Source organism: Massilia sp. BAP21, from assembly GCF_057801335.1.
The window spans coordinates 1714827-1734790 of sequence record NZ_CM173596.1 but is presented as its reverse complement, the minus strand read 5'-3'; the positions used below and the strand labels follow the sequence as shown (position 1 = coordinate 1734790).

The window sequence follows — 19964 nt, the reverse complement described above, 5'->3', positions numbered from 1 at the left end:
ATGTTTCGCGGGCGACGATTCACCGCCGCCGGCCGCACGCATACGCACGTAACCGCGTGGGCACGGGGTGCCTAGCGCGGCCCGGCCCACCGTACGGGAAACGATAACGTCTCAGTTATTCCCCGGCCTTTTCCCAACCCCCACCCAGCGCCAGGAACAGCCCCACCTGGTCACTGGCCAGCTTCGCATCCGACGCTGCCACTGCCGCCTGCGCCGACGCCAGCGTCCGCTCCGCGTCCAGCGTGGTCAGGAAGTCCGTCCGCCCGAACCGGTACAGCCGGGCCGCCTGTTGCGACGCCAGCGCACTCTGGTCGCGCGCCGCCTTCAGCGCCGCATTCCGGTCCAGCTCGCGCGCATACGCCGTCAGGGCAGTCTCGGTCTCGCGCAAGGCATTCAGCACCACGCCGTCGAACCGCGCCAGCGATGCCGCCGTGCTCGCCTCCGCCTGCTCGATGTGGACGCGCGCCGTGCCGGTCGAGGGAATCGTCCAGGAAATCAGCGGCCCCAGGCTATAGCGGAAGGTATTGCCTTCGCCAAGGCTTGATAAGCCGCCGGTGCTGCCCGCCGTCAGCCCCAAACTGATCTGCGGATACAGCTCGGCGGTGGCCACGCCGATGCGCGCCGTCGCGCCCGCCAGCGAACGCTCGGCCTGGCGGATATCCGGACGCCGACGCAGCAGCGCCGCGCCATCGCCCACCGGAATCGCCGCCGCCAGTTGCGGCACCCTGACACACTGCGCCACCTCCTTCGAGAAATTGCCCGGTGTTTCGCCGGTCAGCACCGCCAGCCTGTACAGGGCCGTGCGGCGCTGTGCCTCCAGCGGCGGCAGGGCTGCGCGGAGTTGCTCCAATTGACCCAGCGCACGGCTGTTGTCGAGCGCCGTGCCGCGTCCCAGTTTCACGCGCTGGGCGGTGGACTCGGCAAACTTGCGCTGCAGGTCCACCGATTGCTGGGCAATCGCGATCTGCTGCCCGGCCGAGCAGGCCTCGGCGTAGGCGCGCGCGGTGTCGGCGGCCACGGTCACCCGGGTCAGGTCGAGCGCGGCCTCGGCGGCCTCGGTATCGGCGCCGGCCGCTTCCATGGCGCGCCGGATCTTGCCGAACAAGTCGAGTTGATAGGACACGTGCAGGCCGGTGTCGTAGGTGGCGCGGTCTGCCATCGAACCCGGCAAGCCGTTGGCGGCGCCGGATGCGCGGCCATAAGCCGGCGCAGCCGAGACGCTCGCTTCCGGCCGGCGCAGTTCTTCCGCTTCCGACAGCACGGCGCGGGCGCGCGCCAGGTTGGCGGCGGCCACGCGCAGGTCGGTGTTCGCGGCAAAGGCTTTATCGACCAGGCCGTCCAGCGTGCTGTCGTGGTACAGGCGCCACCATTGCTTCGGCAGCGGTTCAGGCGTGAACGGTTTTTCCGCACTGCCGACGAAGGGCGCGGCGGCGTCGGGCCGCTTCATCACGGCTTCGTCCGGCACATGGTAGTTCGGGCCGACGGTGGTGCTGCAGGCGCTTACGGCCAGCAAGGCCGCCAGCGCTCCCGCTTTCAAGGAAAAAGTTCGATAGTCCATTATGGTCACCGCTTAGTTTTTCAGCGAACTCGGCGCCGCCATCGCCTGTGCCTGGGGGCGCGCCGCCGGCTTGGCCGCGCCCGGCAACACCTGCACGGTGGCGGTCTGGCCGGCAACCAGGCGCACGTTGGCGGGCACCGGATCGAGCGCCACGCGCACCGGAATGCGCTGCGCCAGGCGGACCCAGTTGAAGGTCGGGTTAATGTTCGGCAGCAGGTTGGTGCCGGTGGTGCGGTCGCGGTCGGAAATGCCTTCGGCAAAGCTTTCCACGTGGCCGCCGAGCTTTTGCTGGGCGCCCATTAGCGACACGGCGACCCGGTCGCCGAGGTGGATCTGCGGCAGCTTGGTTTCTTCAAAATAGCCTTCGACGTAGAAGGAAGCGCGGTCGACCAGGGCCATCACCGGATGGCTGGCGCTGACGTAGGCGCCCGGCCGCAAGTCGAGGTTGGTAACGAAACCGTTGACTACCGATTTCACCTGCGTGCGTTCCAGGTTCAGTTTGGCGGTGTCGCGGTTCACCACGGCCTGGGCCAGGGCGGCGCGCGCCGTTTCCACGCGCGACTGGCCTTGCTCGCGGGTCTCTGCCGCCACCAGGTCGTCGAGCTGGACGTTGCGGCGCGATTCGCGCTGGGCCTGGTTCAGCGCTGCCTGCGCCGATTGCTCGGCGGCCTCGGCCTGGCGCAGGGCGAGTTCGAAACGCGCGCGGTCGATCTCGAACAGCAGATCGCCCGCGTCCACCTGCTGGTTGTCGTGCACATAGACCTTCGTTACCTGGCCGGTGACGTCGGGCGCGACCTGCACCACGTAGGCCTTGACGCGGCCGTCGCGGGTCCAGGGTTCGACTTCGTAATGGCGCCACAACTGCCAGCCCGCATACACGGCGCCGGCGGCGGCGATCAGGGTGATACCGACCCGGCCCACTGCCGGAAGAGAAAATTTCTTGAACATGATCAAAGTAAATTCAGGACAAATTCAGAACAGATTGGAACCAAAGAACACCAGGGCGCCGAGCACGATGATGAACAGCGAAAAGTCGAACAGCGCCGGATGCCAGACGTGACGATAGAAGCCGGTGCGCGCGAGCACCCAGTTGAACAGGCGCGAGACCACGAGTGCGAGCAGGGCCAGCAATAGCAGCGGTGGAACATAGATGCCATAAAGGCTGACTTCGCCGATCATCGGATCTCCTTTTCCAGTACGGGCGAGGGTTGATAGGGTGGCGCCTCGGGGAACATGTCGCGGCGGATGCCGGCCAGCGCCGCCAGGGCGTCGCGCTGTGCGGTCGAGGCTTGCGCCGCGCTGACCGAGCGCAAGGCGTTGTCGATCGAGGCCAGCAGGTGCGCATTTTCTTCAGTGTCCACATGCGGACGTGCATCGAAATGCTGCGATAAATGTTCGAGCAGCGCCCACAGCGCGGCCTGGCTGCGGCCGAGTTCGTGGCGCGCGGCGAGCAATTGCGTCATGTTCAGGCCGATACGCAAGTCGACCAGGGCGTCGGCCGCCTGCAGGTCCTGCTGGGCGCCGGCCATGGCCAGGCGCGGCGTCAGCAGGGCAATGCGGTCGACCATGCGCGCCGAGAATTCCGGCACTGACGGCGCCTGGCGCCCATCGCCCATGGTGACAAGTTCCTTCCAGCCAGCACGCAGCAGGCGGCGCGCGGTCCAGCCGGCGCTGACGCTGCGGAACATCCCGATCACCAGCACCGCCAGCGCCAGCCCAGCCAGTTGCGCCAGGGTCGCATTGATGAAGGAGGCGGCGTCGGCGGTATTCGTGTCTTGCAGGGCCAGGGTCCCGCCGATGCCGAACAGGAAGGGCATGGCGCGGCCAAAGGTGGCGGGCCGCGCGATCAGCGCCCCCAGCACCAGGAAGGCCGGGGCGCAGACCAGCACCAGCATCTCGAAGCTGTGGATGGCCGGCAGCACCGCCAGCAGGTAAAAGGCCGACAGCGGCACCGAATAGATCGTCCACACCAGGAAGCCCTTGATAAAAGGGACCGGGTCGTCCTGGGTAGCGAAGAAGCAGGACATCACGGCCGCCATCATCGGCACCGCCGCGCCCGAAGGCCAGCCGGTGGCGATCCAGAAGGCGCAGCCGGCGAGGGTGGCGATGATCGCCGCCAGCGACGACACCACGGCCATGCCGCGGTCCAGGTGCAGGGCGTTCGCCGGCACGCCGGGCAGGTGGCGTGCTTCCGGCGGCAAGGCGCCCGCCGCACCCGCTCCAATGTGGCGGCGCAGCGTTTGCGCCTCGGCGCCGGCGTCGACCAGGGCGCGCAGGCGGGCGGCCAGGTTCAGCTGCACCAGTTCCAGCCAGCTGCTGTTGCGCGAAGGCTGGGGCGCCAGGGCGTCGATGGCGTTGCGCAAACCTTGCGGGTCTTGCGGCGTGGCGTCCTTGCGGGTGCCGGCCCAGGCGGTGATGTCGGCCAGCAGCGTGCGCCAGCGCGCGCTCTCGTCCAGGGCGCCCTGCTGGCGCAGCGCCAGCAGGCGGTCTTCGATGGCGGAGAGGATAGGGACCATCGCCGCCAGGCGTTCCTGCAGGGCGTGGATGGCGTTCCCGGTCCAGCGCAGGTGCGAGGTGTCGAAGGGCAGGTGCACCGCCATCATGCGCAGTTCGGTGATGTCGCCGGCCAGCTTGCGGCGGTCGCTGCTGCTCTTTTCGGCGCCGGCGGGCGCCAGCGCATCGGCGATCCAGTTGCGGGCGTCGCGCAGGGCGTTGTCGAGGCGCGCCAGCATCACCGGGCCGAAGCTCTGCGGGAACACCAGCGAGTGCACGACAGTCGCGCAAGTGATCCCGAGCAAAATCTCTTCGACACGCGCGAGGGCGATGTCGAAGATGGTGCCTGGGTCATTCACTGCCGGGAAGGCAATCAGCCCGGCGGTATAGCCGGCCAGCATCAGGACGTAGGAGCGCGGCGTGCGGTCCAGCAGCGACACGTACAGGCAGCCGCCGACCCAGAGCGCCAGGGCCAGCGACAGCAGTTCGGGCGAGTTGGCAAAGGCCGGCACGATCAAGACGGTGGCAAAGGCGCCAAGGAAAGTGCCGCCGAAACGGTACAGCGCTTTCGAGCGGGTAGGACCGGAGAAGGGGGCGCCGACGATGTAGGCCGTCATCAGCGCCCAGAATGGACGCGGCAGTCCGATGCGCATCGCCAGGTAAAGCGCGAGCATCGCTGCCGTGAAACTTTTTACCGAAAACAGGACTTCGGCCTTGCTGAAGAGCTTCACGCCTGCTTGTCCCCAGGCTGTTGTTCGCAAGGCTTGATCTTCGATTGCAGGCCGGTCAGTACGCGCAGGCAGGTCTCGATGTCGGCCTGGTCGAACTCGGCAAACAGATTGCGGCGGAAGGGAATCAGCGCTGCTTCCATCTGGGCGGCGCGGGTCTTGCCATCGGCGGTGAGCTGCAGCAGCTTGGCGCGGCGGTCCTGCGGGTCTTCGTGGCGTTCGACCAGGCCGTTTTCGATCAGCAGGTCGATCACGCGCACCAGCGAAGACGCTTCCAGGCCCAGGGCCTCGGCCAGCACGCCGGGGCGCACGCCGTCCTGGCCGAGGCGGCCGAGGATCAGCACCGGCAGGGCGGTGGCCTGGGACAGGCTGTATTGCGAGGCGACCTTGTCGGCCATGGCCTTGTAGGCGCGCGAGGCGTGGGTCAGCGTCGCGGTGAGTTGCATCAGGGTTTGATCGAGGGGATTCATGCTGTGCGGGAATTCATTTGAGTACTAAAGTTTAGCATGCGAAGTATTTTTTTGCAGGCGGTGGGCGGATTTGTAGGGTGGACGGCTTTGCCGTCCACGCGTCGATCGGTATCGGCTCCGATCTCGTACGGGATGATCTCGCTGCTAACTATCACCGCGTGGACGGCAAAGCCGTCCACCCTACGTCTAGCGATTTGCCTGCAGCGTAGAAATCGCCACCAGCGACGCCGGCATATCGAACTCATGCTCCGGATCGACCTTGCGCAGCACCTCGATTGGCGCATAGCCCCAGTGCACCGCCGCGAAGTCGACGCCGGCCTTGCGCGCGGCCTCGGCATCGGTGGCCTGGTCGCCGATGTACAGCGCCGCCGACGGTTCCACCATCGCCCGCTTCACCACCTTGCGGATGCGCGAGGTCTTGCCGAAGATCGACATCCCGCATTCATACTGGCTGATCAGCGAAGCCAGTTCCGGCCCCAGCACCTGGCGCACGTTGTATTCGGAATTCGACGACACGATGGTCAGCTCGAGATGGCCGCGCGCCAGTTCGCGCAGCGCGTGGTCGACTTGCGGGAACAGGCGCACCTGGCCGGCGTTCTCGCTCATCAGGGCCTTGAAGCTGGCGGCGGCCAGCGGCAGCTTCCAGGGCGGCATGCCGACGTGGCGCATCATGTCGCGCGGTTCGTAGTGGCGCAAGCGCTCCACCTGCGTGATGTCGATGCGCCGGAAACCGTGCTGGTCGGCGATCTGGTTGAACACGCTGAGGAAGAAGGGAAACGAATCGGCGAGCGTGCCGTCGAAGTCGAAGATGGCGAGACGGTAGGTCATGCTGGCGGAAGGTCGGTGGGCGCACTTGCATGATACACAAGAGCGCCCGCAGGCCTTGTTCCGCCAGGGTCAGGCGGCCTGGGCGGTACGCTCGGGCGCCACGAAGGCCAGGCTTTCCTCGAACGAGCGCAACACCATGTCCACGTGCTCCTGCACCACGGCCTGGCTGACCGAGGCTTCGCCGAACGGCAGGCGGATCGTCACCAGCAGCACGTTCGGCAGGCGCGCGTGCAGGTCCTTGGCCGCGTCCAGCCACTGCGCCAGCGTCGCTTCCACCGGGTAGGTGATGAACACGGTCGAAATCAGGTCGGCCGCATCCGGCCCCGGGCTTTCCTGCTCGGCGCCGACCACCGTGCTGCGCGCATCGATGTCGGCTTCGCGCAGGGTGCGCACCAGCAGCTCGGTGAGAATGTCGTCGCGCTCGGTGCCCAGGCCCGCGCACAGCACCACCGAGCGCGCGGGCACGTCGAGCGACCCCTGCCAGCGGCCCAGCTTTTCTTCGCGCATCTTGCGCAGGTGGGCGCCGACGTTCGCGTCGAGCAGCGACACGCGCTGGCGCCGGCGGTTGCCCGGGAAGGCGGAGACCGGGGTGAGCGCAGTGGCGACGTCGGCGATCGTGGCGCGGATATGTTCGGCTTGCGCGCTGTCGAGCTGGTTGCCGCGCTGCTCGGCCACGGCCAGCACCAGGCCCGGCAGCAGCACCTGGTCGCAATAGCGCGCAAAACCATGGCGCGCGATGTAGCCGCGTGCGTCCTCGATGATGGCGCGGCGGTCGCCGCTCAGCACGCGCTGGTAGAAGCGCTGCGAGTGGGTCACGTTCGGCACTTCGCCGAGCAGGATGGCGACCGGTTCCAGCGCCCGCACGTGGCGCCCGGCCACCACCAGGCACAGGGTCAGCGGAGTGGAGAGCAGCAGGCCGATGGGCCCCCACAGCGCGCCCCAGAACAGCGCCGAGACGATCACCGCCAGCGGCGACAGGCCGGAACTATGGCCGTATACCTTCGGCTCGATCACGTTCGCCACCAGCAGTTCCAGCGCCACGAACACGGCCAGGCAGGACAGGGCCAGGGTCCAGCCGGGGTCGATGGCCGCCACGAACACGGCAATCATGGCGCCGGCGGCCATGATGCCGAGGTAGGGCACGAAGCGCATCAGGCCACTCAGGGCGCCCCACAGCAGCGCGTGCGGCACGCCGAAGGCCCACAGCACCGCGCCGATCAGGGCGCCGAATGTCAGGTTGACGATGAACTGCGACAGGAAGAAGCGCGACACGCCGCGCGTGGCGTCGGCCAGGGCGCGCACGGTGCGGCCGATCTCGGCCTGGCCGGCGAGCCGGATCGCGCGGTCGCGCAGGGATTCGTGTTCGAGCAGGATGAAGACCAGCAGCACCAGCACCAGGCCGGCCTCGCCGATCGGCCCCAGCACCCAGGACAGGATGCGCGCCAGGGCGTCGCGCGTGGTCGGACGCGGCGCGCGCACTTCCACCGGCAGCGGTTGATTCGCGGCGGTGGTCAGCGTGCCGCGCTTGACCGTTACCGGCGGCGCCGGCGGCGGCGCGAACTGCGGCGTGACCGCGCTCAGCTCGGCCTCGAGGCGGGCAAAGGGGCGCTCTGTGATCTCGCGCACCTTTTCCACTTTCGACTTGATCGCCGCGCGGTATTGCGGCAGGTCGCGCGTGACGGCCACCAGCTGGAAAGCGAGGATGGTGCCGATGCCGACCACGCAGGTACCGGCCAGGACCACCGACAGCAGCGTGGCCGGCAGCTGCGGCAGGCCGACGCGGCGCAGGGTGCGGATCAGGGGCGCGAGCACCAGGCTCAGGATCGAGGCCAGCGCCAGCGGTTCGAGCACGTCGCGGCCGAAATACAGCAAACCGAGGACGCAGGTGGCCGTGACGATGGTGCTGGCGGTAAGGTGTTTGAAGAGGGTTGAATCGGGCATCGAATGCTGGGGCGGCGGAAGTCGGTCGGCGCGTGCAGTCTAGCACCAATGGGAACGCGGCAGGAGGGTGGGGAACGTGTTCAGGTTGCGTGGCGTGCGTTCATGCAGCGCATGATGACGTCGGCGGCGCTGACCGTACGGTGGGCACTCCGTGCCCACGCGGATGTATGCGGAGTGTTGGCTACGTTTTTATCGCGCATGTCGCCAAGACGTGACGTATGCAAATGATCATTTGGATGCGCTACCGGTAGGCCGGCGTCTCATCATCGATCAATGCCAACAATGATCGACGTTCCGCGTGGGCACGTCATTGATGCCTCCGGCATCAATGACCCCACCGTACGGTTGCTGCTTGTGGCCCGTCAAGCCGGGACGTTGAACGCCTCGATCAACGACCGGTGCGCTCCTACCCCGGCCATCGCCCCATCCGCCACCGCCATCGCCACGTTCCCCGCCGCGCGCGCCATGTCGCCGCAGCAGAACACACCCGGCACGCTGCTCGCCTTCATCATATCGGTGCGCACGAACTGGCCGGCGTGGCCATCCTCCATCGCGCACCCGAGCTGCTCGGCGACCGGACTGGCCATGCGCATCTGCGACATCACGAACAGTCCCGCCATCGGCAGCGTGCGTCCGTCCGCCAGCACCACGTCGGCCTCGCCTTCGATACGCGCGACCGGCGTACGCTCCAGCGCCACGCCACGCTTGGTAAGCGCCGCCAATTGCGCCGCATCCGGCGCGAACGCCCCATTCAGGAACAGCGTCACCGACCCCCAGTCCGGCAGCATCAGCGCGTGGTGCATTGCCAGCTCGCCGGTCGCGATGACGCCGATCGCACCCTCATCTAGCTCATAGCCGTGGCAGTAGGGGCAGTGGAACACGCTCTTGCCCCAGCGCTCGGCCAGGCCCTCGATGGCTGGCAGGTCGTCGGTCACGCCGGTGGCCAGCACCAGGCGCCGGCCGTGCACGGCGGCGCCGTCTGCCAGCACGATGCGAAAGCCTTCGCCCTCGGCCACGGCCTGCACCGCCTTGCCTTCCAGCCAGCGCACGGTCGGATACGCCAGCAACTGGGCGCGGCCCTGGGCGGCGATGTCGGCGGCCCTGGTGCCGTCCTGCGTCAGGAAACCGTGCGAGCGGTCGGCGTAGCGGTTGCGGCGCTGGCCGGCGTCGACCACCAGCACGCGGCGCCGCGCCCGCGCCAGTTGCATGGCGGCGGACAGGCCGGCATAGCTGCCGCCAATGACGATGGCGTCGAATTCAATCCCGTTCTGGATGGTGGACATGGTGTGCTCCTCGATATTGGGAATGTTGGGCGTATTGCGCGTTGAAGCGTTCGGACAGCTCCGCCAGCGTGACGTCGGCGAAGCGGCTGATCAGGAGGGCTTCAGCGTCGTCGAAGGCCGAGGCGAGCGACTGGTTGACTACCCGTTCGACCAGGCAGGTCGGCTCCTCGACCCGGTTCCCCATCGCGAACACGGTCGGCGCACCGACGGCTTCGTAGATGTCGCGCAGGGTGACCTGGTGCAGGTCGGCCGTGACGAGCCAGCCGCCGCCGTGGCCCTTGCCCGAGCCGACATAGCCGCGCTCGCGCAGGCCGGCCAGGGTGCGGCGCACCAGCACCGGGTTCGTGTGGAGGAAGCCGGCCAGCTCGTCGGAAGTGAGCGGCCGGTCGCTGTGGGCCATGTGCAGGAGCAGGTGCAGGACCGAGGATAGTTTGCTGTCGCGTCTCATGTAACTTATGATAGTACAAAAATGGGCGGAGTGGGGCGGGCGTTGTAAAAACCGAGATTCGTTAGCGGGAGATCACTGCGTTGGCCGTGACCGTACGGTGGGCACTCCGTGCCCACGCGAATGCATGCGTGATGTTGACTAGGTTTCTAATCGCGCGTGCCGCCAAGACGTGACGTATGCGGATGATCATTTGGATGCGCTACCGGTAGGCCAGCGTCCCATCATCGATCAAGGCCAACAATGATCAACGTTCCGCGTGGGCACTTCGTCATTGATGCCCCCGGCATCAATGACCCCACCGTACAGTCACCGTTTCGACAACCGGAAGCAGCGCGGCAACGCGCAGTGCTCAGGCCACGTCGCGTGCAGGCGCATTCGCCCGCTCATCCAGCAAGGCCAGCAACTGCCCCGCATCCACCGGCTTCACCAGGTGATGATCGAACCCGGCCTCGCGCGAGCTGGCGCGGTCGCTGGCTTGCCCGTACCCGGTCAGCGCCAGATAGACGGCGCCGGCCAGCGCCGGCTGGGCGCGCAGCTGGCGTGCCAGCGCGTGGCCATCGATGTCCGGCATGCCGATATCGAGGATGAACACGTCCGGCGCCTGGGCCGTGGCGGCGGCCAGCGCCGCACGCGGTTCGTTGATGGTCTGGACCAGGTGGCCCGCGCCTTCCAGCAGCGCGGCCAGGGTCTGCGCGGCGTCGACGTTGTCGTCCACCAGCATGATGCGCAGGCGCCGCGTGGCGGCGGCCGCGACGCGCGGCGCCACGGCCGGTGCCGACGCCACGGCAGCCGCGGGCGCAGCCGATACGGCCCCTGCCCGCGCCAGCAGCGGCAACTCCACCGTGAAGGTGCTGCCCTGGCCCGGCCCGTCGCTGCGCGCCGCCACCTGGCCGCCGTGCATGCCGACGATGTTCTTCACCAGCGCCAGGCCGAGACCGAGGCCGCCCTGGGCGCGGTCGGGCGTGCGCTTGCCCTGTACGAACAGGTCGAACACCTGCGGCAGCAGGGCGACCTCGATGCCGCTGCCGTTGTCGGCGACGTCGATCCTGACCTTGTCGCCGAGCGCTTCCACCGACAGCACGATGCGACCGCCGGCCGGCGTGTACTTGGCCGCATTCGCCAGCAGGTTGGCCGTCACCTGGATCAGGCGCGCACGGTCGCCCCGCACCAGCGCGGGCGCCGCGCCCGGCTGCACCAGCAGCGTGTGGCGGCCGGCCTCGATCAGCGGGTGCACCTGCTCGGCGGCCTGGCTGACCACCGCATTCAGGTCGACCTCGGCCATCTCCAGCTGCACCATGCCGCGCGTGACGCGCGAGACGTCGAGCAGGTCGTTCACCAGCGTCGTCATGTGGTTCACCTGGCGCGTGATCACCTCGCTGTACTGGCGCACCTTGTCGGGCTGTCCGGGCGCGGTACGCAGTACCTGGGCCGCGGCGCTGATCGGCGCCAGCGGGTTGCGCAGCTCGTGCGCCAGCATCGCCAGGAATTCGTCCTTGCGGTGGTTGGCTTCCTGCAGCGCTTCCTGGTTCAGCTTGTTCTCGTGGATGTCGGTGTCGGTGCCCAGCCACTTGACGATTTCGCCGGCCTCGTTGCGCAGGGCCAGGCCGCGCGCCAGGACCCAGCGGTAGGTGCCGGAATGGTGGCGCAGGCGGAAGGTCATCTCGTGCGGCTCGCCGCTGGCGACGCTGCGCATCCAGCGCGCGTGCGAGGCTGCCTGGTCGTCGGGATGCAGCAGGACCTCGGCCCAGGTCGTGCCTTCGGCCTCGCCGGGTTGCAGGCCGACGAATTCGTAGAACTGTTCGTTGTGGTAGTCGATCGTCCCATCCGGCAGCGCGGTCCACACCATCTGCGGCATGGCGTTGGTGATGGTGCGAAAGCGCAGTTCGCTGTCGCGCAGCTCTTCCTCGAAGCGCTTGCGGTCGGTAACGTCGCGCGTGGTGCCGGCCACCGCCTCGACTTCGCCGTCCGGCCCCAGGATGGGCACGAAGATGTACTCGTAGATGCGGCGCCCGAAGGTGCCGTGGAAGGGCACCTCGCCGCGGATCGGGGCGCGGGTCGCCTTCACCTGTTCGATCTCGCGGCCGTGCATGGCGGCGTGCCAGTCCGGGTAGCCGAGTTCGAGGCAGTTCTTGCCGAGCGCCTGCTCGCGCGTCATGCCCCACATCTGCAGCAGCACCGCATTGGCATAGGTGAAGCGATGATCGAGGTCGAACACGTAGGCCAGGTCCGGCGTGTTCGACAGCACGGCCTCGTAGAGCCGGCGTTCGCGTTCGGATGCGGCCACCATCGCCGCCAGCTCGCGCTGGGCATGTTCGTGGCGCGCCTCGTTTTCCTGTTCGCGCAGGTGGCGCTCGGTGAGCAGGGCGACCAGGTCGGCGAAATAGGCGATCTCGCCGGCCAGTGCGACGCTCGGGGCGCCGGGCGCCGGGAGGTAGAAGGCCAGGGTACCGAGCACGCGTCCGCCTGGCGAATGCAGGGGGAAGGACCAGCAGGCGCGCACGCCGTGGCTGGCGGCCAAGGGGCGATAGGGTTCGAGCAGCGGTTCGGTCAGCACGTCGTCGACGACGACGATCTGGCCCGAGTGCGCCGCCCGTCCGCAGGCGGCCTCGGCAGGGCCGACCGGCAGCAGCGCCAGCGCCTCGGCGAATGCCGGCGGCAAACCATCATGTGCGGCCAGGCGCAGCCGGGTGCCGGCGTCGCCGGCCAGGTAGTTGGCGACCCAGGACGGCACGCCGATCAGGCGGCGCACCTCGCCCAGCAGGCTTTGCAGGGTGTCTTCATAGGGCGCACCGCGCACCGCGATCGACAGGACATTCTTCAGTCCGTCGAAATCCAAGCCTGCTGCGTGTGGCCTCATGTGTGTGTCCGGTCGTGGGTGTAATTGCCTACACGATTGTAGCTTATGGCAATTGCATAGGCGCTCGGCAAACGAGGCGTGCGCCCCTGGGAACGGCCTTGCCAACCGTGTGTTTGCTTCGCCCGAACACCATTACAATCTTGTCATCATCGTCACGGCAGATGCTGGAAACCACCATGGCCCAAATCCACCCTACTGGCTGGCGCGAAATGTCGGTCACCGGCGCCGCCGCGCGCGAGATCGAAACCCTCGCCCTGCTCGACAAGCGCTTCGTCAACGATCCTTACGTGATTTACCACGGCGTGCACTGGACCAACGTGGAGCAAGGCTACTCGGTGTACGGCGACGTCGACTTCATCGTGGTCGCACCGAACGGGCGCATGCTGCTGATCGAGCAGGTCGCCGGCTTCCTCAACGAAACGCGCGACGGCCTGGTCAAGAACTACCAGGGTAAACCACGGAAGATCCGCACCCAGATCCTGCACACCATCGAAGGCTTGACCCGGCGCTACCAGGGCGAGCTGTCGATCGACTACCTGCTGTACTGCCCCGACTACATCGTGCGCGACCCGCACCTGGCCGGCATCGACCCCGCCCACATCATCGATTCCACGCGCAAGGGCCGCCTGGCCCAGACCATCCGCGAGGCGCTGCCGCTGACCGAGAAGACCGAGGACTTCGACAAGGTGACGCGCTTCCTGGGCGACACCCTGAGCCTGCGCCCCGACCCGAGCGCCATGATCGGCTCGGCCGTGAAGATGGTGACACGCCTGTCCGGCGGCCTGGCAACCTGGGCGCGGCGCCTGGAATTCTCCCCGTTCCGCCTGCGCGTGGTGGGCACGGCCGGCAGCGGCAAGACCCAGCTGGCGCTGGCCGAATACACCGCCGCCATCGACGCCGGGCTGCGCCCGCTGTACGTGTGCTTCAACCGGCCGCTGGCCGACCACATCGAGCGCCTGGTGCCGGCCGGCGGACGCGTCGCCACCTTCCACATGCTGAGCGACGCCTGGATGCGCGCCCAGGACGTAACGCCCGACTACGGCGCACCCGAGGTCTGGGACAAGATCGAAGGCGCGCTGTCGTCCGCCACGCTGCCGGAGACCTGGCAGTTCGACGTGCTGATCGTCGACGAAGGCCAGGATTTTTCGCTGGCCTGGCGCGACATCGTGCTCGGCATGCTGAAGGAAAACGGGCGTGCGATCTGGCTCGAGGACCCGGACCAGAATTTGTATGGCCGCGCCATGGTGCCGCTGCCGGGCTGGGTGGTGCTGCACTCGAACACGAATTACCGCAGTCCGCGCCAGATCGTCAGCATGCTGCAGTCGCTCGGCGCGGCGCGCCAGCCGGTGGAGGCGGGCAGCCCGTTCAAGGGCGCCGAGATCGAGGAGCTGACCTATCCCGAGGGCGATGTCGAGGCGATGCTGGCCCAGACCCGGCGCGCGGTGACACTGTGTTTGCAGGCCGGCTTTCAGCGCCAGGACATCGCGATTTGCTCGTTCCGCGGACGCGAGAAGTCGACCATCCTGAACATGGACAAATTGAGCGATGCGCACACGCTGCGCTCGTTCACCGGCGCCTACGATTTATTTGGCAATCCGGTGTTTCGCGAGGGTGGGTTGCTGGCGGAGTCGGTCTACCGCTTCAAGGGACAGAGCGCGCCTTGCCTGATCTTTACCGAGATCGATTTCGAAGAGATGAACGACCTGGTGCTGCGTAAACTCTTCGTCGGCATGACGCGGGCCAGATTGAAGCTGGTGATGGTGATGAGCGACCGGGCGTCGCTTCAGGTGCTGGACCGCAGCGAGGCGGTGACGTGACATGCCGCTTCGACAAGGTCGATTTGCCGTTGGAGCAGGTGCGGCGTGTCCTGGAGCCGGGGCCAATCGTGCTGCTCAGTTCATCGCATGCGGGTGAGCGGAATGTGATGACGATGGGGTGGCATACGGTGATGGAGTTTTCGCCTTCATTGGTGGGGTGCGTGATTGCGGCGTCGAATCACAGCTTCGAGCTGGTGCGACGGAGTCGGGAGTGTGTGATCAATGTGCCGACCGCGGCGCTGGTGGATGCGGTGGTGGGGATCGGTACCTGTTCGGGAAGCGAGGTCGACAAGTTCGAGCGCTTCGGGCTGACGGTCGAGGATGGGTTCGATACGCCGATGATTCGCGAGTGTTACGCGAATTTTGTCTGCCGGCTGCATGACGACAGTTTGGTTGGGAAGTACAACTTCTTTATCTGGGAAGTGGTGGCGGCACGGGTGGCGCGCTCACCGAAGCATCCGGAGACCTTGCATTACACGGGGGCGGGGGAGTTCATGGTGGCGGGGAAGGTGATCAGCCGGAAGACGAAGAGGATGCTGGCGAAGGAGCCTTAGCCAAGTTGCCGCTAAGTTGGTTAAAAGGGCGGTATCGTTGCCGATACCACCCCGTTGAGGCCTATTCGCTATAAATCGCTAGCGACGAATATGATGTCCTATTTCGAAAAATACGGTTTTAACGCCTGTTTCAGCTCGATCGACAGCGATTCTTCGTCGATGTGTTGATTCCGTATTTCTGCTCGAACCTTTGCCTTGCTTCCAAAGGCGCGCTCCAGTCTTTTTGCATAATCTCCTGCAAGAAGCTTGAGAACAGGTTCCGTTATCTCGTCATCGAATAATCTGGCATCGAATGTGTCGCGCACTTGCTCGAGGGTGGTGCAGGTGCCGCGGTCCGTGAACAGGATAAGACCCGCATCGCCGGTCGTGAAGCCAGGTTTGCTAGATGAATTCCTGGCAATCTCATAGCCGCCGGTAGCATAGTACGTTCTGCCTGATGGCGTTGTGGCTTGTGCATAAATAAACCATACACTTTGCCACTCGGCGTTACCGTCCATATTTTCACAGTTCGCAATTACATGCTTGGGCAGTGGTTCGAATTTCACTCGAGCCGCTTCGTAGCGAAGGCCCAGGACCGGTTCGCTCAGGATACGAGGAGATGGCAGTGCTGCAACTGAACTGGCCGTGGCCATCGCCAGAGTGGCTGCCGAAACAAGGCGGCTAAGGGCGGTAAAATACATGGCTGGGTTTGTGCTTTCGATAGTTTGGACCGGACCAAAAGTCCTTTTGAAAGAAATCCGAAATCCATTGCGTTCCGTCATATGCTGCAATGTGTCCGGACTTATTCCCTCCCGCGTAGGGCTGGAGCACAACAATGTCGCCTTTCATGAATTTATAGCTTGCCGGGTTCGCCACTGCGATTTCCTTGTATCCAATTCTTCGCAGGGTAGGTCCGTAGTCTTTAGCATGTTTGGGATGACCTTCCAGGTTCGCACCACCAGCCTGTAAAGCAAGTCGAACGTAGTACGCGCATTGGCCTCGACTTCTTTCCACCGCCTTGTCGCGCAAATGCTTCGCGAGTTTTTCGGTATCGAGCGGCATGCGTACCCCTACGCTGCCACTTTATTCACTGCCAAGTCCCAGCCACCAAGCGTGCTGCCTCCCGTTCCGCCAGCGATCTTCTGCTGTGTGTACTTCCATTTCACTTTCGAAAATTTGAGGCAGAGGTTCTCGGTCATTCCAGTGCCGGGTTGAACGCCTGGTTTGCACATGCCAATCAGCACGTTCTCAAGCTCAATCTCGAAATACTTGATCGGCTTGCCATCGCCGTCCGCACGCATGAATTCGAACTTCGCCTTTGGAATGGTCTTGCCCATCGCGCAGTGCTGAAGCAGGATGGGTGTCGACAGGTCCGTCATCTTCGACAGCAGGATGTCGTCGAACTCGGCACGCTCCGCAGTGTGGCCGCCACCCGTGGATGCCGTTGCACTGCGCGGCTGTGTCACGCCAAAGTCCACATCGAGACATTCGATCCAACCCTTGTGCCCATCGTCCTGGGACTCACCTTTAATCCCGTCTATTTGCAGATACGCATCGATAGCCATGTTCGCTCCAATCCAGTTGTTAAATGGGGTGCTCGTGAACGCGAGCAGGCCACTGCAAGCGATTCGAACAGCCGAGATTGTGGAGCCAGGATTACTGGCCGACGTTAAGGAAGGTCAACGCCGGGAGCGCTTGGCAATTGCTGGAGAGTTTGATGAGCGGATAAGAAAAAGAGACGGCGAGCTGATTGAATAGCTCGCCGGTTTGACGCTAGCAGTTACTGTTGAATTCCTGCCGAGGTAAGAAAATTCTTAGCTGGATCGACGCTCTTTATTGTCCGCGGCAAAATCCTGCTCACCCAGTTCAAGCAATGCACTGGTCTGCGCCACGCGCACGCAATTGCGCCCCTCATGCTTGGCCTCGTACAGCGCCAGGTCGGCCGCATGCACCAGCGTCTGCACGTTGTGCCCATGCGCGGGATAGGAGGCCACCCCGATCGATGCGGTAGCACCGATGCGCTGGCCATTGTGCAGCACGTCGCCGGCAGCGATCACCAGGCGCAGCGCATCGGCGCGCTTGACGGCGTCCTCGGTGTCGCACTCGGGCAGCAGAACGACCATCTCTTCGCCGCCCATGCGGCAGGCAACGTCACCCGAACGGATGTTCTCGCGCAGCGCCTGCGCTACCTTGCGCAGGATGGCGTCGCCGCCCTCGTGGCCATAGGTGTCGTTGATGCGCTTGAAGTGGTCGAGGTCGAGCACCAGCACGCTCAGCGGCGTGCCGCTACGGCTGGAGCGTGCGAGCTCGCGCTTCAGCACCTCGTCCAGGTAACGGCGGTTGTAGAGCTGGGTGAGCGGGTCGATGATCGACTGCTGGCGCAGCGACACGCGCAGCTTGACGTTGCTGACCGCCAGGCCGAGCTGCTCGGCCACCTGCCCGATCCAGGCGCGCTGGCTTTCCTCCTTGCCGGCCAGTTCCTGTCCGGTGACGGTGATGCAGCCGATGACGTCGCCTTGCGTGACCAACGGCAGGCACAGGCGGTCGACCTGGGCATCGGCCGCATGCCGGCAAACGAGGCCGTCACCGCCGGCAAACAGGTGCGGACTGCCGCGCCGCAGCGCCCAGCAGTCGAGCGCCTCGATGATCTCCGGCTCGCCGTCGAAACTGCCCCAGCCCACCTTGCGCTCGAGGATATCGCGCGAGTTGTTATACAAATACAGGCTGCCCGACAGCCGAGGCAGCAGGCGCGGCAGGTAGCTGGCGATGATGCCGGCCGATTCGTCGACCGACTCCGCCAGCTCCAGCGAATGCATCAGCTCGGCACTACGGAAGAGCAGGTCGTTCTGCGTGGAAATGCGCCCGGCCGTCACTTCCGCCTGCTCGGCGGCGGCCTGGGCTTTATGCTCGGCGGCGTTGCGCTGGCGCAGCACGCGCTGGCCGGCGATCAGCATGGCGCCGAGGAACAGGATATTCGTCAGCGTGGCGACCAGGCTGGCATTTGCCGCCGAGTTCGAGGTGGCACGCAGGCGCGCGGTGATTTCGCTGCGGTGCTGTGCGGATACTGACAATTCGTTGCCGATGAGTTTGCGCAGTATATCCATCTGCGCCTTGCCGGTGCCGCCCGTGATGAAGGCGGAGGCAGCAGCGAAGCCCTGGTCGCGGCGCAGGTTGATCGTTTCGGTCACGGTGCGCAGCTTGGCAGCGGTGGCCTGTTCGATCGCCTCGGCACGCGCGATTTCCACGCTGCCTGTCATCTCTTTGCGCAGGGCGACCTGGGTGGAAGGGATGGTGTTGACGGCGTAATAGTAGGGCTCAAGGAAGCGTTCGCTTCCGGTAATGACGAAGCCGCGCTGGGCGGTCTCGGCGTTCAGCAGCATTTCCAGCAAGGTCAGCTGCAGGCGTTCGACATTCGCGGCGGTGTCGAGCTCATCCATTACCATCGTGACCTGGCGGTTCACGATCATTGGCAGGATGGCCACCGTCGACATCACCAGGATGATGGCGGCTGCCGCGGCTTTGATTTTTGTTTCGAATTTCATCAGGTGACGCCACGCTTGGGTTACGAAAACAATGCGCGGACCAATTGCCTGTGCCTGGCGTGCATCGTGCACTTGCGCATGCGCATGCGCCGAGGGTACCACACTGCACTGGTGAGCAACTTTCACTTACGGGAGCAGTATTGCAAGCTCATCCGTATTGGCGACACAAAGTTGCAGGCTCGGCTATGATGACGGCCCGCCGGCAGTATCGACAACATTTTGCTCTGGTTATGTCGAGCGGGCATGTTGGAGGTAAAGCAGGTGGAGTTCTGATGAGTGGAGCAGTGGCAGCAACGCCCGGTTCAGCAGGGGCGCAAGATAAACAGTATGTACTGATTAATTTACTGAAAGCCGTGGCGGCGCAGCTGATCGTGCTGCATCACCTGGCGTTCTACGGGCCGATGGCGGATCATGCGCGGGTGCTGGTGCCGGCGGTGTTCGATTGGCTGGCGGATGATGCGCGGATTGCGGTGCAGGTGTTCCTGGTGATCGGCGGCTTCCTCGCTGCGAAGTCGCTTTCTCCGCACGGCTTGCCTGGCATCGCCAATCCCTTGCAAACGATTTATCGACGTTACCTCAAGTTAGCCCCGCCGTTTTTGGTCGCTATGCTGCTAGCGATTAGCGCATCTGCGCTCGCCAGCCTGTGGATGATGCATCCGTCGATCTCTGCGCCACCAAGCTTTGCGCAATTCAGTGCGCATGCGCTGCTGCTGCACGATGTACTTGGCTATGAAGCGTTGTCCGCCGGCGCCTGGTATGTGGCGATCGACTTTCAGCTGTATTTTCTGATGACTGTGCTGCTGTGGGGTTCCCGGTGGTTGGCGCCCGGCCGACTACCAAGCTGGTTGGTGCCCACGATAATCCTGGCGGCAGTCAGCAGTTCACTCTTCTTTTTCAATCGTCAGTCCAGCTGGGATATTTCGGCGCTTTATTTCTTCGGCAGCTACGGGCTGGGCGCTTTGGCCTGGTGGGCGGGCGACGCAAAACGATCACCGCAAACGGTAACAATCTTGCTCGGCATGATGCTGGTCCCCGCACTGACGGCGCTCGCAGTGGACTTCAGGGAGCGCATTGCCCTGGCATTGATCGTTGCATGTTCCCTGTTCATGTTCGGACGTTCGACCCTGTCCACAGCACGTTCGCTCGCAGTATCCGTATTGCAGTTTGCTGCAAATACCTCATACTCCGTTTTCCTGGTTCATTTCCCGGTTTGCCTGGTCATGAATGCCGTTTTTGTCCGCTTTATCGATAGCCGGCCCGGGATGCAAGCGATCGGGGTGTGCAGTGCCTGGGCGGCCAGTATGCTCGCCGGCGCACTGTTTTATCGATGGGTCGAGCGCCCTTTAGGCCGCTGGTTTGCACTTGGCAAAGGACGGGTCACAGGATTTCACATCGACGCTGAGCATTCGCGTGCACAAAATTGTCCAACAAGCGCATCTGGCGGTTGACCTTTTCGCTCAAGCAGC

General features: G+C 65.1%; 18 protein-coding genes. 4 read left to right on the top strand and 14 right to left on the bottom strand.

Annotated elements, in window-relative coordinates; all coding sequences use genetic code 11:
* Positions 1-115 precede the first annotated feature (115 nt).
* The 10 genes from ACWYRN_RS07590 to ACWYRN_RS07545 all read right to left on the bottom strand — a co-directional run bounded on the left by ACWYRN_RS07590 (position 116) and on the right by ACWYRN_RS07545 (position 12606).
* The gene (locus ACWYRN_RS07590) at positions 116-1558 is read right to left on the bottom strand and encodes an efflux transporter outer membrane subunit (protein ID WP_488691846.1); all 1443 of its coding nucleotides are present in this window, start codon (positions 1556-1558) and stop codon (positions 116-118) included.
* A gap of 12 nt (positions 1559-1570) precedes the next feature.
* Complete coding sequence (locus ACWYRN_RS07585) at positions 1571-2506, bottom strand: efflux RND transporter periplasmic adaptor subunit (RefSeq protein ID WP_488691845.1); 936 nt, start codon at positions 2504-2506, stop codon at positions 1571-1573.
* A gap of 24 nt (positions 2507-2530) precedes the next feature.
* Entirely contained in the window at positions 2531-2737 is a 207-nt protein-coding gene (locus ACWYRN_RS07580; protein WP_488691844.1) for a DUF1656 domain-containing protein, read from the bottom strand.
* On the bottom strand, positions 2734-4782 hold the full coding sequence (locus ACWYRN_RS07575; RefSeq protein WP_488691843.1) for an FUSC family protein: 2049 nt from the start codon (positions 4780-4782) through the stop codon (positions 2734-2736). Before ACWYRN_RS07575 ends, ACWYRN_RS07580 begins: the two co-directional genes overlap by 4 nt.
* A complete protein-coding gene (locus ACWYRN_RS07570; protein ID WP_488691842.1) occupies positions 4779-5249 on the bottom strand; it encodes a MarR family winged helix-turn-helix transcriptional regulator in 471 nt (156 codons plus the stop codon). The genes ACWYRN_RS07575 and ACWYRN_RS07570 overlap by 4 nt, the downstream gene beginning before the upstream one ends.
* A 186-nt stretch (positions 5250-5435) precedes the next feature.
* Positions 5436-6077, bottom strand: coding sequence for an HAD hydrolase-like protein (locus ACWYRN_RS07565; RefSeq protein ID WP_488691841.1), 642 nt, complete (start codon positions 6075-6077; stop codon positions 5436-5438).
* Positions 6078-6146: 69 nt separating this feature from the next.
* On the bottom strand, positions 6147-8018 hold the full coding sequence (locus tag ACWYRN_RS07560; protein ID WP_488691840.1) for an AI-2E family transporter: 1872 nt from the start codon (positions 8016-8018) through the stop codon (positions 6147-6149).
* Between the two features lie 362 nt (positions 8019-8380).
* Positions 8381-9301 (bottom strand): NAD(P)/FAD-dependent oxidoreductase, encoded by a 921-nt coding sequence (locus ACWYRN_RS07555; protein ID WP_488691839.1) that lies wholly within the window; start codon positions 9299-9301, stop codon positions 8381-8383.
* Positions 9276-9749 (bottom strand): Rrf2 family transcriptional regulator, encoded by a 474-nt coding sequence (locus ACWYRN_RS07550; protein WP_488691838.1) that lies wholly within the window; start codon positions 9747-9749, stop codon positions 9276-9278. Before ACWYRN_RS07550 ends, ACWYRN_RS07555 begins: the two co-directional genes overlap by 26 nt.
* A gap of 349 nt (positions 9750-10098) precedes the next feature.
* Entirely contained in the window at positions 10099-12606 is a 2508-nt protein-coding gene (locus ACWYRN_RS07545) for a hybrid sensor histidine kinase/response regulator (RefSeq protein WP_488691837.1), read from the bottom strand.
* 176 nt (positions 12607-12782) lie between these two features.
* Here ACWYRN_RS07545 and ACWYRN_RS07540 point away from each other — a divergent pair, with 176 nt between their 5' ends.
* Both ACWYRN_RS07540 and ACWYRN_RS07535 read left to right on the top strand, forming a co-directional pair.
* Positions 12783-14423 carry an ATP-binding domain-containing protein gene (locus ACWYRN_RS07540; RefSeq protein ID WP_488691836.1) on the top strand — a complete coding sequence of 547 codons (1641 nt, stop codon included), beginning with the start codon at positions 12783-12785 and terminating at the stop codon, positions 14421-14423.
* Positions 14420-14977, top strand: a complete 558-nt coding sequence (locus tag ACWYRN_RS07535; RefSeq protein ID WP_488691834.1) for a flavin reductase family protein — start codon at positions 14420-14422, stop codon at positions 14975-14977. The genes ACWYRN_RS07540 and ACWYRN_RS07535 overlap by 4 nt, the downstream gene beginning before the upstream one ends.
* 98 nt (positions 14978-15075) lie before the next feature.
* On the opposite strand, the gene ACWYRN_RS07530 is transcribed toward ACWYRN_RS07535, so the two are convergent.
* Genes ACWYRN_RS07530 through ACWYRN_RS07520 form a run of 3 tightly spaced genes read right to left on the bottom strand, consistent with a single transcriptional unit; the run spans position 15076 to position 16521 of the window.
* The gene (locus ACWYRN_RS07530; protein ID WP_290420931.1) at positions 15076-15657 is read right to left on the bottom strand and encodes a hypothetical protein; all 582 of its coding nucleotides are present in this window, start codon (positions 15655-15657) and stop codon (positions 15076-15078) included.
* Positions 15638-16018, bottom strand: a complete 381-nt coding sequence (locus tag ACWYRN_RS07525; protein ID WP_488691833.1) for a hypothetical protein — start codon at positions 16016-16018, stop codon at positions 15638-15640. Before ACWYRN_RS07525 ends, ACWYRN_RS07530 begins: the two co-directional genes overlap by 20 nt.
* 8 nt (positions 16019-16026) lie before the next feature.
* Positions 16027-16521 carry an Hcp family type VI secretion system effector gene (locus ACWYRN_RS07520; RefSeq protein WP_290420929.1) on the bottom strand — a complete coding sequence of 165 codons (495 nt, stop codon included), beginning with the start codon at positions 16519-16521 and terminating at the stop codon, positions 16027-16029.
* On the opposite strand from ACWYRN_RS07520, the gene ACWYRN_RS07515 reads away from it, so the two are divergent.
* Complete coding sequence (locus ACWYRN_RS07515; RefSeq protein WP_488691832.1) at positions 16520-16714, top strand: hypothetical protein; 195 nt, start codon at positions 16520-16522, stop codon at positions 16712-16714. The two genes, ACWYRN_RS07520 and ACWYRN_RS07515, sit on opposite strands and share 2 nt — an antisense overlap.
* A 56-nt stretch (positions 16715-16770) precedes the next feature.
* Here ACWYRN_RS07515 and ACWYRN_RS07510 read toward each other — a convergent pair whose 3' ends face one another.
* Complete coding sequence (locus ACWYRN_RS07510; RefSeq protein WP_488691831.1) at positions 16771-18498, bottom strand: sensor domain-containing diguanylate cyclase; 1728 nt, start codon at positions 18496-18498, stop codon at positions 16771-16773.
* Positions 18499-18683: 185 nt separating this feature from the next.
* Between ACWYRN_RS07510 and ACWYRN_RS07505 the strand changes: the two genes are divergently transcribed.
* Entirely contained in the window at positions 18684-19946 is a 1263-nt protein-coding gene (locus ACWYRN_RS07505) for an acyltransferase family protein (protein WP_488691830.1), read from the top strand.
* The last annotated feature ends 18 nt before the right edge of the window (positions 19947-19964 follow it).

Excerpts from the sequence above, each read along its gene's own strand:
- ACWYRN_RS07570 (WP_488691842.1), bottom strand. The coding sequence starts at position 5,249 with ATGAATCCCCTCGATCAAACCCTGATGCAACTCACCGCGACGCTGACC.
- ACWYRN_RS07560 (WP_488691840.1), bottom strand. The coding sequence starts at position 8,018 with ATGCCCGATTCAACCCTCTTCAAACACCTTACCGCCAGCACCATCGTC.
- ACWYRN_RS07580 (WP_488691844.1), bottom strand. The coding sequence starts at position 2,737 with ATGATCGGCGAAGTCAGCCTTTATGGCATCTATGTTCCACCGCTGCTA.
- ACWYRN_RS07555 (WP_488691839.1), bottom strand. The coding sequence starts at position 9,301 with ATGTCCACCATCCAGAACGGGATTGAATTCGACGCCATCGTCATTGGC.
- ACWYRN_RS07515 (WP_488691832.1), top strand. The coding sequence starts at position 16,520 with ATGTTCGCTCCAATCCAGTTGTTAAATGGGGTGCTCGTGAACGCGAGC.
- ACWYRN_RS07540 (WP_488691836.1), top strand. The coding sequence starts at position 12,783 with ATGGCCCAAATCCACCCTACTGGCTGGCGCGAAATGTCGGTCACCGGC.
- ACWYRN_RS07510 (WP_488691831.1), bottom strand. The coding sequence starts at position 18,498 with ATGAAATTCGAAACAAAAATCAAAGCCGCGGCAGCCGCCATCATCCTG.
- ACWYRN_RS07505 (WP_488691830.1), top strand. The coding sequence starts at position 18,684 with ATGATGACGGCCCGCCGGCAGTATCGACAACATTTTGCTCTGGTTATG.
- ACWYRN_RS07565 (WP_488691841.1), bottom strand. The coding sequence starts at position 6,077 with ATGACCTACCGTCTCGCCATCTTCGACTTCGACGGCACGCTCGCCGAT.
- ACWYRN_RS07530 (WP_290420931.1), bottom strand. The coding sequence starts at position 15,657 with ATGTATTTTACCGCCCTTAGCCGCCTTGTTTCGGCAGCCACTCTGGCG.
- ACWYRN_RS07545 (WP_488691837.1), bottom strand. The coding sequence starts at position 12,606 with ATGAGGCCACACGCAGCAGGCTTGGATTTCGACGGACTGAAGAATGTC.
- ACWYRN_RS07550 (WP_488691838.1), bottom strand. The coding sequence starts at position 9,749 with ATGAGACGCGACAGCAAACTATCCTCGGTCCTGCACCTGCTCCTGCAC.
- ACWYRN_RS07525 (WP_488691833.1), bottom strand. The coding sequence starts at position 16,018 with ATGCCGCTCGATACCGAAAAACTCGCGAAGCATTTGCGCGACAAGGCG.
- ACWYRN_RS07590 (WP_488691846.1), bottom strand. The coding sequence starts at position 1,558 with ATGGACTATCGAACTTTTTCCTTGAAAGCGGGAGCGCTGGCGGCCTTG.
- ACWYRN_RS07585 (WP_488691845.1), bottom strand. The coding sequence starts at position 2,506 with ATGTTCAAGAAATTTTCTCTTCCGGCAGTGGGCCGGGTCGGTATCACC.
- ACWYRN_RS07520 (WP_290420929.1), bottom strand. The coding sequence starts at position 16,521 with ATGGCTATCGATGCGTATCTGCAAATAGACGGGATTAAAGGTGAGTCC.